Here is a 15,612-nt window from a genome sequence, read left to right on the forward strand (position 1 = left end):
ATGATCTTCTCTGTTAACTGATTTCTAAAATCAATACCTGTGTATCACTGCTAACCACTGATTCGCGTTTCTCATTAAGTGTCAAGCTCTCCACCCGCTTGACGAAAGGCACCTGTTGAATAAACGCAACCATGGAATAATAATCCAACACAGTGCCGACGACGGCACGACTCTGTCCATCCCATCCCCACGGCATATATTGTCGTTCCAGCCGCTGTTGTAGCTGGTAGTTGCCATAATCTTCATTAGTTCCCTGCATAAACTCCACCTCATATTTCACCCGCACACTACAGTAGTCAGGATTGACCACGCTGATTTCTACCCAAGGACTGCTCAATGCTTGCAGGTAATCCTTCATTGCGGCTAAACGCGCTTGGGTAAATCTGGGTTGCAATAAGTTGTTATTGTCCTGTTCGCCATTAGCAGGAATCACGATCAGTTGCTGTGTTGTTCGCGCAGGTACACTTGATAACTGCTCAGATAGAGGGATGTGCACGTAACCAATCTCTGGGTAATGTTCACCTAACAATGTCACCATATCAGGCCAAGTCAGCGCCCTGCCTCGATGGGCCAATCGTTGAGCCGCCCGTAGTAAGAATGCCTGCTCAGATTCCGCCATACGGCCGCCGCGTGATGGCCAAGGCTGTTCCACCTGCGCCAATCCTTTGAGCCGTTGTACCGGTTGGTTCACAGTCCCTGCGGGTAATGGCTGGAGAAAATGAGTGTCATCTAATGACTCCCCGTTAGCCAAAATGGCCGCCGACGCATTGGTTCGCAACCCTTGTAAGCGGGGGTAAATAGATATTGATTTATCTGACTCGACAGGTGTTGTCACTATTGCCCGAATCCAATAACGCTCCGCAGGCATTTGCGCACTCTGAGCAGCGTCCTTCGGTAGAGGAGCAGACCACAAACCAGAGGTGAATAATCCATCAGTATGGTCATTCACTGTGGCATCCATAGAGCGCCAATGATTTTCCTGATCAAGATACTGCCAACTTATTACCTGTGGCTGCGGGCTTTGCAGTTGCCAATATAATGTCAACTCTTGCCCTGGCTCGATATTGCTGAACCCCAGATACAACTGAGGATGATCATCATTAACTGCCGTTGCACTAACCTGCTGTTCAGTACCATAACCAAATGGCGTTAACACATATTGCTCGTTGATATCAGTGTCTGTTCCGCTGTAACTCACAACCAATGATTTAATCTGCGGAGTATAGGGTGGATTTAGACCTGTTTTTCCCTGGGATAGCAAGGTCAGATATTTCTGATGTAAAAAATCATGACCACTTAGCTCTAGCCGGCAACAGGCTTGCCAATCCAGGGGATCAACACTGTTAATAGGCTGCCCCGTCAGATTCTTCACTGATAACTCGATGTCCTGCGCTGTCGGAACAACATCGCTTTGACTTCCAGAGGCAAATAAACTGCTGGATTGTTTTGAAATATGAGGTGATGCCACCTTAAAAACATCATTATTACCAATCTGACTATCATAGCCTGCATACCATTTATCAAACGACATCCCGGGCAAATCCAACCACTCCGGCTTCAACGTGATAGTCAATGTCTGTGGTTTATTACACCAATCTGCGGCTATCAGATTAAAACCATTCCCTATGACAGGGTTATGGCCGAACGGGTAGCTGGCGCTGTTCACTTTATCGACCCCGTCATCCGTGCTGTACATCACCTGCGAGAAACCCGTCACATCAACACGAAGTTCTGTCACGTTAGGTACTGGCTGCCCGTCATGACGACTTAATTTCAGTAACGGTACCGCCGAGGTAAAACCATCCAATCCAACCGGCGGAGTAATTGCTCCCGCCGTGGCAGGCAGGGTAAAGGTGAGAGGCTCTTCTTTATCAACACTAAGTTCTAACCACTGCCCACCACTACTGACATATCCCTGAATATTCTCAGGCATTGTTTTATCGTCCGCCAGCGTCACCGTAATCTTCCGTTCACCACCGGACATTGCCAACAGCCCAGAGCCAACGACACGCCCGGTGACCACCGTTTGATCATCTCCTGCTGAGTCAAATAAACGTACACCATTATCCGGCCATGGCACCTTACCTTGTTGGTCGAATAAGACCATAGGCTTCTTCCCCGGCAGGCACCAACGCAAATCGCTCCACTGGCCCTGATTCGCCAGCAAAGTATTTTCCAGTGCATACTGGACCGGGTTGCCCTGGCTATCTTGACCACCATCCATCAACATGCCAGCCGGTAGTAATACTTCGCGAATCCCCTTCTCCAACTGACAGGACAACGCCACCCTGTCAGGAACCATTCCCCTCGGTTTCAAACCTAATAAGCCGCAGTAATAAAGCTGGCGATGCATGGCAGGCAAGCGATTCAATAACGCTGTTGGCGTTTCCAGCAAGCGATAAAACGCCAACAGCAACGCCTGATGTGGGCTCAATGAGCCATCAGCCTGATCAGGTTTCTGATAAAGCGCCGCCAATTTCTTAGCGTTGTTTGGCGCCAGGAAAATTTTATCCCAGTAAGAGCCTAATTCATCAAATGGGATCTCCTTACTATAGTTCTGAAGAAACACCAATAGATCTTCGATAGTCCGATCATCCAACGTAAAACGATTATCTGCGCTATCACTTGAGGTTCTTAAATCAAACATGATGAACTCCCTTATCCCGCAGTGGCGAAAAATTGGCTAGAGATAATCCGCCCTTTTCCCATACTGGGTGCAGATAGGTCTGGCGTCGGTGTCGGGCCGATAGTCTGAGCAGGCTGAATCGGCGTAAAGCGGGCGATAAATTGCCGCCCTTTAACGATCAAGGGTGCACCACTGCTACATCGGGGAGTCTGCTGGCTGCTATCCAACGCGGCAATGGTCAGCATGCCAGTTCCTGGGGTATAACCGGGAATCTGATATGTCGCCGGAACCTGAACTTTCATCTCGTCACCAAGAATACACACTCTCTTTTGATTAATCGTTAATTGACCACTGCCGTGAATGATTGTCGGACCGGTCGGCATCACTTGCCGATTACCAAACATCGGTTCAAATTGCAGTTGATCACCATCAACAATAATAATGTCGCTCATATCACCCCCACGCCCCGGCCATCACCAATATCTAACTGCCCTTTCAGCTGCTGAACGATATCGCTGCCACGCAACCGGTAAGTCACCTGTATTTGTAATAAATTGGGATTTTGCCGCTGTTGTACCACCTGTACGTTGTCAACTACCGCCCGTGGTTCGTAGCGCGACATGGCATCATTGATGGTGGTTTTCACCTGCGCCAGCAATTCTTCCCGGATGTTGGTAAACATATAACTCTGTAAATCGCAACCATAGTCTGAACGCATAATGCGTTCCCCCGGCTGAGTACTGAATAGGATACGTAAACTCTGGTGCACATCTTCCTGGCCCTCAGCCATTTGTACGCCGTGCAACAGAGTAAAACTGGGGGGAAATGCCCAGCCACGGCCATAAACCTTCGTGAGATTGTTATTCATCTTCACCTCTGATAACCGGTTGTCAGCGGATCTGAGTCATCCGTTAATTGGTTAAATCAACTTTAGCGCCTTTAATTTTTACACCGCTATTACCTGATATCCCGATTTGTTGCTTCGATTCTAGCGTCAGATTTTTCGCTGAGAGCACCCCATCCTGTTCACTGTTAAGCTGTACACCCTGATGCAACGTCAGGCTATCTTTGCCCACTTGCAGCGTGGCGCTACCTTGTTGATGATCAAACATCAGCTGCTGCTTGTTATCGCCCGGGCCGAACACAATTCCTTTTCGACTGTTTTCCGCGCTCGGCGGGAATGGCGGTGGGTTTTTCGGGTTATGCATGGCGCCGAGGATCACCGGATAACAAGGATCATCGGCAAGAAAAGCGACAACAACTTCATCCCCCGCTTCAGGATAGAAACACAATCCGCTCTCTTTACTGGCATAAGGTGTGGAAAAACGCGCCCACAATGGCTTGTCATCCTGCATTAACTCCGGCACTTTGACCCGCAATCGGTTAAGTCTGGCCGGATCTTCTTGATAGCTCGCGACCACCCCCGTCAGCACACCAGAAACACGGGGAACTAAATCCGCATCCACATCCTGTAATAACGGCTGACCAATCAGCAGAGTGGTACGCCAGACCCCCTTACTCATATGGTGCTGTACTCCGGTGATTAGGGCAGAACCATCAAAAGAGGCGCCAAAACCTGATACTTTTAATGTTTGGCCCAGTTGGTATGCTGCATTGCCTTCTACGGTAAAACGCCCTTGGATCCCTGCCGCCTGCTGTGCCAACCAACGCCCATCCGCCAGTGCAGACCGCTCTTCCTCAGCTAATGACTGACTACTCGCCAAGAGCCAGGTACTATTATTCAACGTGGCTAACTTCTTCGGATCGAGGGCCTCATTCCCCAGAGATATCAATGTCGGCGTCTTGATGCGTGACATAGCTTGTTCCTGTATATCCCACGCCGATACAGCTAATTGTTTTGGTTGTTCCTGACAGGTAAATCGCCACTCGGCTTCTTCAATACCCACCCCTTGTTTACTCTTGTTATCAAGGATATGGTCAGCATGCCCGGACAATGCGGGTTTTATTACACTGATACCATCCAATTCAGGGATCAACCAAACACCGTTAGCGCGTAAACGGGCAGTGATAAATTGCCAATCAGAACAAGTAAATTGCACCATCTGCGGATGGGTGACATGCATCCCTGCCAGCTTATTAACCTTGATGTTCTGCGCGGAACACAATTCACGTAATACATCCCCTTCTTTTTCATCCATAAAAACTTGGCTACGTAACGAGGCGGTTAAACGTTTCAGAGGATGAACCACCATCAGTGTTAACTCTGAGCGACCTTTTTGTAAGCGCAGTGATTGATTCATGACAATGCCGCTAAACAAGGTTTGCCCCGACTTAGCGTCCACACGCAATGTACTGCCCGGCATACAAAGCGAGACTTCCTTTTCTGTTTCAGCATCAAGCTGTGCAAGCGTATTACCCTCAGTATTCAATACCAGTTTAGCGCTTGGGATACGATTGACTTCGGCCTGAATTTCGATCAACAACGGCGCTAATGCGGTTAATTTTTTTCCTCCCACCCACAGCACCAGCTTCAACGACGATGCACTGGGGTTAACCGGGCTCATGATGCACTTCCTTGGTTCACGATTAATGTTTTCCCAGGCTGGATATCGTCCAAATTATTAAGGTCATTGGTGACAGCCAAAGTCAAATAATCTACCTCCTGAGAAGCGGCAATCAATGCCAACGAGCTGACATCAGGCACACTGACTATATTCATATCCGCTATATTGGGATTGAATGATGTCTGCTGCACTTCCAGACTCTCATCAGCCGTTAACGATAATGTTGCTTTAGCCCGCAAAGGTGTCGCATCACGGTCAAACAAGGTATAATTCACGACTAAATTAGCCATACGCCCGGCAAAATAGCCATTGCCATTCCAGTTCATCTTGCCCCATCTGACCTGCAAAAACTGGGGTTCGTTATTTGCGTTATCCACTTCGCAACACAAACTGCGTAAGTTAGCCAGTTGGTTATCCAATGACGCCGTATTGCCCGGTAAACGAGCATCAAACAGCAGTTCTAAACTTAATCCCCCCGGACGCACTTTTTGATATTTACTGACTTCTTTATCACGATTTATAAATAAATCTTCTGTAAAATCAGTATGATAATTTAGCTGAATGCTATCAGGGTTATACATTGCCCTGATTTCGCCCTTCTTCCTTTTCATCTCCCGGTCACTAAATGCCGTGATAGTCAGTTTTGCCAGCCCGATATCTAAAAGTCCCATTAGCACCTCCTCTGCTCATCACGCAGTTTTTCCAGTACCGCTCGGGTAATTTCATCAATCAACCGAGCCTGCTCCCGATATCCCAGTTGAGATAAGGTCGCTACCGGAGGTGATGCCACGGTTTCCGGAGAGGTGACCCGCGCCTGGATCACCAATTCTTTGATCTCAATAGTCATGCTTTTATCCCCATCCAGTGCATATCCCGGTAACGTAGCTCCAGGGTATTAAGCAAAATGCTGTTACTGTTAGCATCCAGATCGCTGGTACTCCATTTCACCGGTAACGCTTTACTGATAACCCAACTGCATACCGGTAATGAAAGGTGATTCATCAGCATGACAACAACATTTAAATAGCTTGATGAAATACCACTCAGCACCTGATTGAAATTTAACGTTAACGGACTGATGGCCATCACACCCCGCTGCAAAACTAACGATCCGTGCTGAATATTTTCCGGCAGGTATAAGTTACTGCTATTGTCGCCTCCCTCACGATAAGTACTGACATTTAATTCCCGGCTCAAACCTGAAATCTGCTGAAAATAAATATCTACCGGGCTGGGGATAATGCCGCCAAAGAAGAAGGTCGCCATAAAGCGGTGCGATACTGAGGGTTCAAATATTTCAGATACGATACTCATCAGAATTCCCCCCGGTTCAATACCCAAGCTTGTTGCCGGGTATTACTTTCACTAGTGGTAAATTGCAGGTTCAAGTCAATAAACTCAGCCGGTGACAGTAATGCCAGGGAAACACGCATAATTAATCGGCCAGCATGAATATCATCCTGAGTCATGGTTTCACCCTGACCCAAAAATAATTGAAAAGCTTCACTTTCCTGTTGACCAAAAAGCGCGCCTTGTCGCCATAGTTCACGTAGCCAAGTGGATGCCTGTCCTTTGAGTTTCAACCAAGTGATCTCATTATTGGGTTCAAATACTACAAAGCGCGCAATTTCACTCAGATTGGCTTCAATATAAGAAACTAAGCGACGGCGTTGGATATACACCCAGGGCGTGTTCACCCCTCTATTGGCAGAACACAAGGTACGTGCGCCCCAAACCCGCACACCGCGACCAGGAAAGCTGCGGATAACATTCAGGGAAACACCTGAGTTATTAAACAGCGATAACCCTGCCTGATAAGACTGAGTCGGTCTGACCACTTCGGCCAGCGCTATATTCGCTGGCGCAGTCCAGATACCCTGTTCACGATCAACATGTTGATACACTGCTGCAATCGCTGCCGACGGAGGCACCACAACATACGGCGAATTTAAATCACCATTATTTTGCATGTAGCTCGTTTCCAGATAGGGCCAATACCCCGCCCCTGACATAAACATACCTTGAGAACTCTTCTCAATGTCCTGCGCAATTCTGACTACCGTAGCCGCCGTTTCGGGTGTATCCAATATTGCAAACAACCCGCTCCGCTGCTGGCAGATAGTTAACAATGCTTGCCAGCATGACAACCAATCTTTTTCAGCGCCATCTTCGTCTCCCAACAACCTCAGATCCGGCGCCGCCACCAGCGTGATCGCGGGTTCTGCCGAGATTAATTGCTTCACCTTTTCATCAACCAACGCCGAACTGAATGCTTGTTTGCTCACCACCGAATAAGGCCCCAGAGAGAGCACAAAACACGCTCCGCCACCATTATCAAAGTAATGCCGCATGGCATAAGCCAAAATACTACGTTGGGATTGATCATAAAGACCGAGCTGATGCTGATAATCAATCCAATCCGTAATGGTATAGAGCGTATTTGCTTTACCCTTTTCGCAATAACCGATAAATACCGGCGCCGCAGTAGGGATATCTGCTTGCACTCGACTTAATGGGATGTCTGAAAACTGGACACCTGGAAAATTCATCTCCATCATAATCACACCTTCATATGTTGTGGGAAATAGCGCCCGTAGGTGCTATTTCGCTTCACAGAGATGAGTCTTATTACCCAACGTTCTGGGTAAACTGCAAAATAATAAATTCTGCCGGGCGCACAGCGGCCATACCAACTTTGACTTTCATCCGGCCATTATTAATGTCGTCCTCGTTCATGGTGACGCCTTTACCCACCTGAACAAAATAGGCTTCATCTGGCTTAGTTCCCACTAACCCCCCCTGTTGCCACAGGTTATAGAGGTAGTTATTGATGGCATTACGCACTGCCTCCCAAGTTGGCTGGCTATTGGGTTCAAAGACGGCAAATTGCATCGCCTGCTTGATATCGCGTTCTGCGCTATTAAATAAACGACGTACCGGGATGTAGCGCCAATTGTCCGTTTTATCTAACGTTCGAGCTCCCCAAATCAGCGTGCCTTTGCCGGTAAAATAACGGATAGCATTAATGCCCGCTGTATTCATAGTGCTTTGCCCCTCATCCGTGATTGCGATACGCGGTGTCGCATTACTCAATGCCACATTAGCTGGCGCTTGCCAAACACCACGGCTGGCATCCGTTGCCGCATAAGCACCGGCGACGGCAGCACTTGGGGGTAAGGTAATAGGTGTTGTTGGTATTTTAGCTTTTGCCCATTCATCATCGACTGCTTTCTTAGCTTTAGTATATTCCTCTGGTGAAGCAGCTTGCAGTTGGGCCAAGGTAGTCACATCCGTATAACCACTCAGCACAATATCAGTATCCTCCGGTTTGCTATAAGTAAAAGAGGTCACTAAATCAGGGTAATAAACCGCCGTTTTATCCGGCTGGGTCGAGGATTGCTCTATTCCATCTTTACTATCAGCAATCAGGAAATAATCGACTTTGTCCTGCAACAAAAGATTAATGTTATTGTACACATACTGTTTTTTGCAGTTTACTAATGTTTCATCCGTTTCAGGGCAGACCAATAAGGTAATCTCCTGTTGTTTTTCAATCAGGTCTGGCAGCGTTGCTAACTCTGCTGTTACAGCACTTTGTTCAGTTTCTATCAACGGCAATACATAACAAACGCCGCCGCCATTATTAAAATAGTGTTGTACAGCAAAGGCACTGAGAGAAGTGGCTGTGACAGTGGCAGTATAGGTTTTTTCATCTTTTCCACTTGTAGCTTGTACTGACACGGCAGGCGATAATAAAAACTGCGAAGTAAAATCCAACCAATTGGCGATTCTAATACAGCTCCCTTTTGCTGGTTGGCTCCCGTCTTTTTTGAAAAACTTACCAATAAAAACGGGAATAGCGGTTGGACTCGTGTTAATTGATAACGACAGTGAAGCATTTTCTTCAATATAAGCACCGGGTGTGGTGTATTCGACAGAAGGCATGATAACTTCCTCAACCAATTTAGATGATGAGCGGCCCTAAACAGACCGCCATGACTTAATCAAGCTTGCCCAATTGACTGGCTAAATTGCAGAATAATAAATTCCGCTGGGCGCACAGCGGCCATACCAATTTTGACGATCATCCAGCCCTTATTAATGTCGTCCTCAGTCATGGTTACTCCTTTGCCAATTCGAACAAAGTAAGCTTCATCTGGTTTAGTTCCTGCTAAACCGCCCTGTTGCCATAGGCTATACAGATAGTTGTTAATGGCGCTACGGACCCGCTCCCAAGTTGGTTGACTATTGGGTTCAAATACCGCGAAGCTCATGGCATTTTTAATATCCCGCTCCGCGCTGTTAAACAGGCGGCGAACCGGGATATAACGCCAGTTATCCTTATCCTCAAGTGTTCTGGCTCCCCACACTGTGACACCGGTATTTGGAAATTCACGGATCATATTGATGGCTTTACCGGTGTTATAGCTACCTTGCAAATCATCAGTAACTTTAAACTTCGGTTTCACCACGCCTTGTAATATGGCATTTGCGGGCGCCTTCCAAACACCGCGGGTACGGTCAACGGAGCAGTAGACACCGGCAATGGCGGCGCTTGGGGGAATATCGGTAGTAGCCCAATCGGCTGTTAACCAAGGGTAATAAACGGCGGCAAAAGCGTTTGAGTCATACTTGTCTCTGGATTTGCCATCCGACGTTAACTCTTCGGTTGGGCCATCAAAAATAGCAAATAATCCTTTGCCGGATTGACAAAGTGTGCTTACGGCATTTTTGATATCTTCTCCGGCGGCAACCAATAATGTGACATCGTCAAGTTTTGGAACTTGTGCTTCTAATTCTGTGGTTTTGACGAGATAACAATATCCACCGCCATTAACAAAATAGGCGCGTAGTGAAATATCAAGTTTGTCGTTGGAGTCAAATTTCCCACTTTTTAGTGTTAGATATTCTAGCCAGCTATTAATTCGGATGAAAGGCTGTATTGATAGTAATGAATTGTCATTTTTGACAGCAAAAACAGGGACCGCCGTTGCACTTGTATGGACAGAGAGTGACAATGAGGTATCTTCCTCAATATAGACACCCGGATAAAGATAAGTTTCCATAATATTCGCCTTTAAAAAGTACTGTATTGACATGCCAGACTATTCCTGACGCTAAACAGTGTATTAATGGGATTCAACAGTCACCCGATCGGCTTTCAGGCTCATTTCTTGTATTGCCACTTCATTACTGGAGGCATCAAAACTGGGCGCAGTCAATTTTTCTGGGAAAGCATTAGCAATATTCCAGGTGATCAGCAGATTCGAACCCGTTTCATCAGTCAAACTGATGGAAATATCTTTCTTATCTATCTGATTTAGGGAAATAGAGTTAATCCAATCATATAACTTAGATTGCCCCTTAAAGATACCGCGCTTCAAGGTAATAGTTGGTCTCTGACGTTGGCCAGGCATTTGTAACCAATTACCTCCTCCGTCACGATATTCAATTGTGTCATAGCTAATATCTAATCCCGATACGCTTTGGAAACTCATTTGTTCATCACCAATAGTAACAACAAAACGGTAGGTTGGAATTGGGTATTGAACAGCAATTTGATCAGCAGTTGTAGACATCGTTATTTCCTTCTAAAAAGTTAATTAAATTTACAACCGAGTTAAGATACACATCATTTCAGGTACGCTACCGCCCTTAGGGATCACGCCTAATTCTGGTGGATTAGCCTGGCTTTAATATTCAAACCCTCATTAACTCAAGGTGAAATCATCTGACCAGCCAGGTTAATTATGTGATAAAAATCACATGGGAGTTGTTTAATAGCATACATTCTCATTACCAACTGGATAATAATCACCATCTATATTTAAATAAAAGTTAAAAATCAAAATTAATTATTTTGTCGCAATTTTCATACAACAACTCGATACAATAATTTAATACCTCTCAGTTGACTTAACTAAAACTTTAGAACAACAAATCCTGTCAAGAACCTTTTTTCACATCAACTTTAATGAGCATTCTACCTTATCCATGGCCATTATTACTCGTGGTTGCTTACTCACTAATTTGTATAAAAATATTTATTACAAACCTAAAAACCATTACCTCTTGATAGAAAACTCATCTTTCCCCATCTAAACAGATAGTTATCACAAAAACAAATAAAAGTTATAAATAAATAATTATCATTAATTTTAATTTAATATCCTTATAAAAACAAAATTAAAAATCATATATAAGAAAAACATAAAAGAAAATTTTAAATTATTTATTTTCTTGCATTAATGTAAAAATCATATAAATTTTAATAGGCATAAGCCTATTTATTCCTTCTTGGCTACAACGAATAGATAAATACTAAAACAGAGACTACATTATGCTGAAAATAACGAAAGATGTTTATTTAGACTGTAATTCAAACAAAATAGCCCATGGTAAGAATATATTTATAATTACGGAAAAAGAGAAACGCCTACTACTTGCACTGTGGGAACATGCACCAAAAGGGAATACGTTAAGTCGAGAACAGCTTATCCCTTTGGTTTGGCCTGAACGCAAAAATGGAGTGGCAGAAACCAATTTACTGCAATTGATCTGCAAGTTACGTCGAACATTACGCTATTGTGAGTTAGACGAAGCAATACATACCGTATACCGGCAGGGCTATCGTTTTATCTTACCACTTCAGGATGATGACTTGAACGAACAGGATAATAATCGGTCAGAAAATACCGAATTACCTGTACCCGCCAGCACAGTCCAAAAACCACCTTATTGGCGCTCTATCAAGTTCGTTGTTATTATTATGTTCATCACAGCAAGTATCTGGCTATCTACCACCTTGTACACAGCCCCTTTGTCTAATTGAGAATGAAAAATAGTTATGACTTATATTTTAATAACAAAAAAAATACTGGAAAGAATATGATTTTTTATTTACAGACCTGTTAGGCCCCTACCAATAGGGGTACAATACTTAAACACTAATCTCAAGAGAATATAAACAGATTAGCTCAATTCCCTTTACGGCTCATTCCAGCAATTTATGGGCCGCTTTGATAAAAACAGATCGTAAGTCATGATTATGAAAAGATAAATAATATAGGGATGAAAATGTTTATTCACAATTAACAATACTGACATATTAAACTAGGGCAGACCAAAGTACAGCGGGAGCAGGAGTAGCTATATCGGCACATAAGATATTACAAATAATAATCAGTTTATCTTCGATAGTAGTTAATCCTAAGATCAGGCAAGGATACACCAATATAAGATTTATGCTTAAGTTATCATAACTACAATAATGTCCTTGACACATGCCGACGGCTACTACTATTTTTATATTGAAGAAAGTTTTTTGCATTAATGTTAGTTAATTGATGTCTTATCTCTAATTAAAATATCCTATGTATAACACAAGGTATGCGCCATGAAAAAAACTGGGAACGAACAATCCGAAAAACAAAATACTATACTGACAGTAAATAAAATAGAAGATGATACTCACACTGGCGGAAAAGACTCCTACAAAAAGCAAACATCCATGCTTGAGACAGTACGCTATTCTATTTCATTAACCAAAGATACAGATAATAAACCAGCAGATGGGAAGAGTTTAAACCAGGCAACAGCGATTTTGCGCTGTAATGACGCTCCTTGTGCCGGTCAAGTTGTATTTACCTTAACGGGCTCAGCCTATTTTGATGATGGCTCACAGAAGAAAACTTCAGAAACTAATTCCAATGACGGTAAAGCGACAGTCAACTTTTACGACAAAAAACCAGAAGGAGAAACTGTTAAGCTCAGTGTAGCACACCCGAACGATATTACTCCGGATGCAACTGACAGAAAGAATTTCTCCTTTACACCATACTCAATTTTAACGTTCAATAACGTCCCTGACCATATAATGACAGGGGCTGGCCCTACTCAAATATCTATATCGGTAAGAGATAAAAGCCGCTTGCCATGTACTCTACATGTGGATACAGACTATCCTTACTACTTATACGTTACACCAAAAACAATTGATGTAGGAAACGATGGAAAGGCTTCGATTAGTCTTGAAGCACCTTTGTTTACGGAATTTTCGTTTGCAGAATTTTCGACCGTGGATTCAGTTAGCCCTCATGTCAATGCCACTATCTCTGCTAGTATATTAGGCGACCCATCTACTACAATTTTCCAGAAAATTGAAATTCGATTTTATGTATAGGCATATCAGATAGTAGGACGGGATTCCACTTCGCTTATAATTCAATCAAAGATAAGTTTGCGGCGGAATTCTCCTGACCATGCTGCTCTCCGGCGTTTTGATGCCTGACTGTCTTTAAGTCTCGTATGTTGTTTGATAAAGACCAGAAAAATGACATCCATTAATTCATGTTTTTTATTAATGTCAGCAAGTGGATCGGGTATGTCATTGATATAGTTTAAAATAGCTATCGTCAAAATTACTTTTTTATGAAAGATGACGATCAGATCATTTTAATGATGAAAAGTTTCATAAAAAGTCAGTTCCCGCTCTGGTTTTTTACCCATAATATCCATGCTAAAAATGTGAGATCTTGTTTTTTCGTCGCCATATCGGTACAGAGAATATTATAAAGAATAAAACAATTCATCTTCGATAATAGTTAATCCTAAGATCAGGCAAGGATACACCAATATAAGATTTATTCTTAAGTTATCATAACTACAATAATGTCCTTGACACATGACGACGGTTACTAGTATTTTTATATTGAAGAAAGTTTTTTGCATTAATGTTAGTCAATTGATGTCTTATCTCTAATTAAAATATCCTATGTATAACACAAGGTATGCGCCATGAAAAAAACCGGGAACGAACAATCCGAAAAACAAAATACTATACTGACAGTAAATAAAATAGAAGATGATACTCACACTGGCGGAAAAGACTCCTACAAAAAGCAAACATCCATGCTTGAGACAGTACGCTATTCTATTTCATTAACCAAAGATACAGATAATAAACCAGCAGATGGGAAGAGTTTAAACCAGGCAACAGCGATTTTGCGCTGTAATGACGCTCCTTGTGCCGGTCAAATTGTATTTACCTTAACGGGCTCAGCCTATTTTGATGATGGCTCACAGAAGAAAACTTCAGAAACTAATTCCGATGACGGTAAAGCGACAGTCAACTTTTACGACAAAAAACCAGAAGGAGAAACTGTTAAGCTCAGTGTAGCACACCCGAACGATATTACTCCGGATGCAACTGACAGAAAGAGTTTCTCCTTTACACCGTTCGTGGATCCGAATTCCATTTTAATATTCGAGAATGTTCCTAACTCGATGACAACTGATGATAGCTATTATCACATATCTGTATCAGTGATAGATAAAGATTACTTGCCATGTACTATACATGTGAAAACAAGCAGCGATAAATTACAAGTTACACCAGAATACGTCACACTAAATTATCCTGAAACTGTTAAAAAAGTTCAGCTTTATGCACCTCTTTACACAGTGGAATCATGGACGAATATTGGCACTCATTATCACCCCAATCATAATGGTACAAATGCTACTATCTCAGCTAGTATAGTAGACAACCCATCTATTGAGATTCACAAAGAAATTAAAGTTAATTATGTTGTAGACACACATTAGATGTAGGCCAACCTTGGCTAAAAACTTCCCAGAAAAAATTACAGGAATAGAGAAAAATATGATCTACTAAAAGCCCCAACCAATAGGGGTACAATACTTAAACACTAATCTCAAGAGAATATAAACAGATTAGCTCAATTCCCTTTACGGCTCATTCCAGCAATTTATGGGCCGCTTTTATAAGAAAAGACCATGATTTATAAAGATTAAAAGACACTCCTATCATTAACAGCATTAAAGTTATTTTTTTCATCGATGTAATTCCTTCGTCATTAAATAGAGTACTGCGCTACCCTCAGACGAATCACTTAATAGTGAAGCCATGCCTTGCTGTTCAGGCGTCAAAATAATATTACTGACCACAGCCAGTTGTTTTCTGCTCATTGCTGCCACTGGAAATGGGTTTCAGCACTGGCGGCTTCCCAAGCGTATGCTGCCGTACAATATCGCTCATAGCGGTTCAGCACCGCGTGAACGAAATCGGTCGTGTCTTTGAGAAAAGCATAAACAAATGTGCCGACAACCAGTATTAAAAGCAAAATGACAAACCATATTTTATAGCGTAAAGGCGCTACTGGTTTAAGTTCAGGTATTTCAGGAATAGGCCAGCTCATGATAATGACTCGATATGGTTATGGAACGTAGGACTTAAAATATAGCAAGTGCAATCATCCATCATAATCGGATTAATACCTTGCCTCTTTTTAGTACAAGAAATAAATTCAATCATATTCAACCTCTGCTTATACCCGTAATCATTGAAGATGCTTGATTTTATCCGAAATGGAGATCATTATCCTCGCTATGAAAATATTTATTACATCAGAACAAAAAATCAAACTTGAACGTCTTCAC

General features: G+C 43.2%; 17 protein-coding genes. 3 read left to right on the forward strand and 14 right to left on the reverse strand.

What is annotated here, in order from left to right; translation table 11 throughout:
• Positions 1 to 13 precede the first annotated feature (13 nt).
• The 11 genes from ABR397_RS19225 to ABR397_RS19275 all read right to left on the reverse strand — a co-directional run bounded on the left by ABR397_RS19225 (position 14) and on the right by ABR397_RS19275 (position 10,730).
• Positions 14 to 2,647, reverse strand: coding sequence for a baseplate J/gp47 family protein (locus ABR397_RS19225; RefSeq protein ID WP_350307142.1), 2,634 nt, complete (start codon positions 2,645 to 2,647; stop codon positions 14 to 16).
• Positions 2,648 to 2,658: 11 nt separating this feature from the next.
• A complete protein-coding gene (locus tag ABR397_RS19230; RefSeq protein ID WP_350307143.1) occupies positions 2,659 to 3,078 on the reverse strand; it encodes a hypothetical protein in 420 nt (139 codons plus the stop codon).
• Positions 3,075 to 3,494 carry a GPW/gp25 family protein gene (locus ABR397_RS19235; RefSeq protein WP_350307144.1) on the reverse strand — a complete coding sequence of 140 codons (420 nt, stop codon included), beginning with the start codon at positions 3,492 to 3,494 and terminating at the stop codon, positions 3,075 to 3,077. The genes ABR397_RS19230 and ABR397_RS19235 overlap by 4 nt, the downstream gene beginning before the upstream one ends.
• Before the next feature lie 43 nt (positions 3,495 to 3,537).
• Positions 3,538 to 5,151, reverse strand: coding sequence for a type VI secretion system tip protein VgrG (vgrG, locus tag ABR397_RS19240; RefSeq protein ID WP_350307145.1), 1,614 nt, complete (start codon positions 5,149 to 5,151; stop codon positions 3,538 to 3,540).
• Positions 5,148 to 5,822, reverse strand: a complete 675-nt coding sequence (locus ABR397_RS19245; RefSeq protein WP_350307146.1) for a CIS tube protein — start codon at positions 5,820 to 5,822, stop codon at positions 5,148 to 5,150. The genes vgrG and ABR397_RS19245 overlap by 4 nt, the downstream gene beginning before the upstream one ends.
• Positions 5,822 to 5,998: a DUF5908 family protein gene (locus ABR397_RS19250; RefSeq protein WP_350307147.1), complete on the reverse strand. Its 177-nt coding sequence runs from the start codon at positions 5,996 to 5,998 to the stop codon at positions 5,822 to 5,824. Before ABR397_RS19250 ends, ABR397_RS19245 begins: the two co-directional genes overlap by 1 nt.
• Positions 5,995 to 6,465, reverse strand: coding sequence for a phage tail protein (locus ABR397_RS19255; RefSeq protein ID WP_350307148.1), 471 nt, complete (start codon positions 6,463 to 6,465; stop codon positions 5,995 to 5,997). The genes ABR397_RS19250 and ABR397_RS19255 overlap by 4 nt, the downstream gene beginning before the upstream one ends.
• Positions 6,465 to 7,709 (reverse strand): phage tail sheath family protein, encoded by a 1,245-nt coding sequence (locus ABR397_RS19260; protein WP_350307149.1) that lies wholly within the window; start codon positions 7,707 to 7,709, stop codon positions 6,465 to 6,467. The genes ABR397_RS19255 and ABR397_RS19260 overlap by 1 nt, the downstream gene beginning before the upstream one ends.
• 70 nt (positions 7,710 to 7,779) lie before the next feature.
• Positions 7,780 to 9,096, reverse strand: a complete 1,317-nt coding sequence (locus ABR397_RS19265; RefSeq protein ID WP_350307150.1) for a phage tail sheath family protein — start codon at positions 9,094 to 9,096, stop codon at positions 7,780 to 7,782.
• A gap of 59 nt (positions 9,097 to 9,155) precedes the next feature.
• Entirely contained in the window at positions 9,156 to 10,217 is a 1,062-nt protein-coding gene (locus ABR397_RS19270; RefSeq protein ID WP_350307151.1) for a phage tail sheath family protein, read from the reverse strand.
• Between the two features lie 63 nt (positions 10,218 to 10,280).
• The gene (locus ABR397_RS19275; protein WP_350307152.1) at positions 10,281 to 10,730 is read right to left on the reverse strand and encodes a phage tail protein; all 450 of its coding nucleotides are present in this window, start codon (positions 10,728 to 10,730) and stop codon (positions 10,281 to 10,283) included.
• Positions 10,731 to 11,491: 761 nt separating this feature from the next.
• Between ABR397_RS19275 and ABR397_RS19280 the strand changes: the two genes are divergently transcribed.
• Together ABR397_RS19280 and ABR397_RS19285 are read left to right on the forward strand one after the other, a co-directional pair.
• Positions 11,492 to 11,983, forward strand: a complete 492-nt coding sequence (locus ABR397_RS19280) for a winged helix-turn-helix domain-containing protein (RefSeq protein ID WP_350307153.1) — start codon at positions 11,492 to 11,494, stop codon at positions 11,981 to 11,983.
• A 564-nt stretch (positions 11,984 to 12,547) separates the two neighbouring features.
• Positions 12,548 to 13,333: a hypothetical protein gene (locus ABR397_RS19285; RefSeq protein ID WP_350307154.1), complete on the forward strand. Its 786-nt coding sequence runs from the start codon at positions 12,548 to 12,550 to the stop codon at positions 13,331 to 13,333.
• Positions 13,334 to 13,374: 41 nt separating this feature from the next.
• On the opposite strand, the gene ABR397_RS19290 is transcribed toward ABR397_RS19285, so the two are convergent.
• Positions 13,375 to 13,569 carry a hypothetical protein gene (locus tag ABR397_RS19290; protein ID WP_350307158.1) on the reverse strand — a complete coding sequence of 65 codons (195 nt, stop codon included), beginning with the start codon at positions 13,567 to 13,569 and terminating at the stop codon, positions 13,375 to 13,377.
• A gap of 378 nt (positions 13,570 to 13,947) precedes the next feature.
• Here ABR397_RS19290 and ABR397_RS19295 point away from each other — a divergent pair, with 378 nt between their 5' ends.
• Positions 13,948 to 14,757, forward strand: a complete 810-nt coding sequence (locus ABR397_RS19295; RefSeq protein WP_350307155.1) for a hypothetical protein — start codon at positions 13,948 to 13,950, stop codon at positions 14,755 to 14,757.
• A 249-nt stretch (positions 14,758 to 15,006) separates the two neighbouring features.
• Here the strand turns inward: ABR397_RS19295 and ABR397_RS19300 are convergent, their stop codons facing one another.
• Together ABR397_RS19300 and ABR397_RS19305 are read right to left on the reverse strand one after the other, a co-directional pair.
• A complete protein-coding gene (locus tag ABR397_RS19300; RefSeq protein WP_350307156.1) occupies positions 15,007 to 15,141 on the reverse strand; it encodes a hypothetical protein in 135 nt (44 codons plus the stop codon).
• Positions 15,138 to 15,371 carry a hypothetical protein gene (locus ABR397_RS19305; RefSeq protein ID WP_350307157.1) on the reverse strand — a complete coding sequence of 78 codons (234 nt, stop codon included), beginning with the start codon at positions 15,369 to 15,371 and terminating at the stop codon, positions 15,138 to 15,140. The genes ABR397_RS19300 and ABR397_RS19305 overlap by 4 nt, the downstream gene beginning before the upstream one ends.
• Positions 15,372 to 15,612 lie beyond the last annotated feature (241 nt).

Source organism: Photorhabdus viridis (assembly GCF_040256935.1).
Lineage (GTDB): Bacteria > Pseudomonadota > Gammaproteobacteria > Enterobacterales > Enterobacteriaceae > Photorhabdus > Photorhabdus viridis.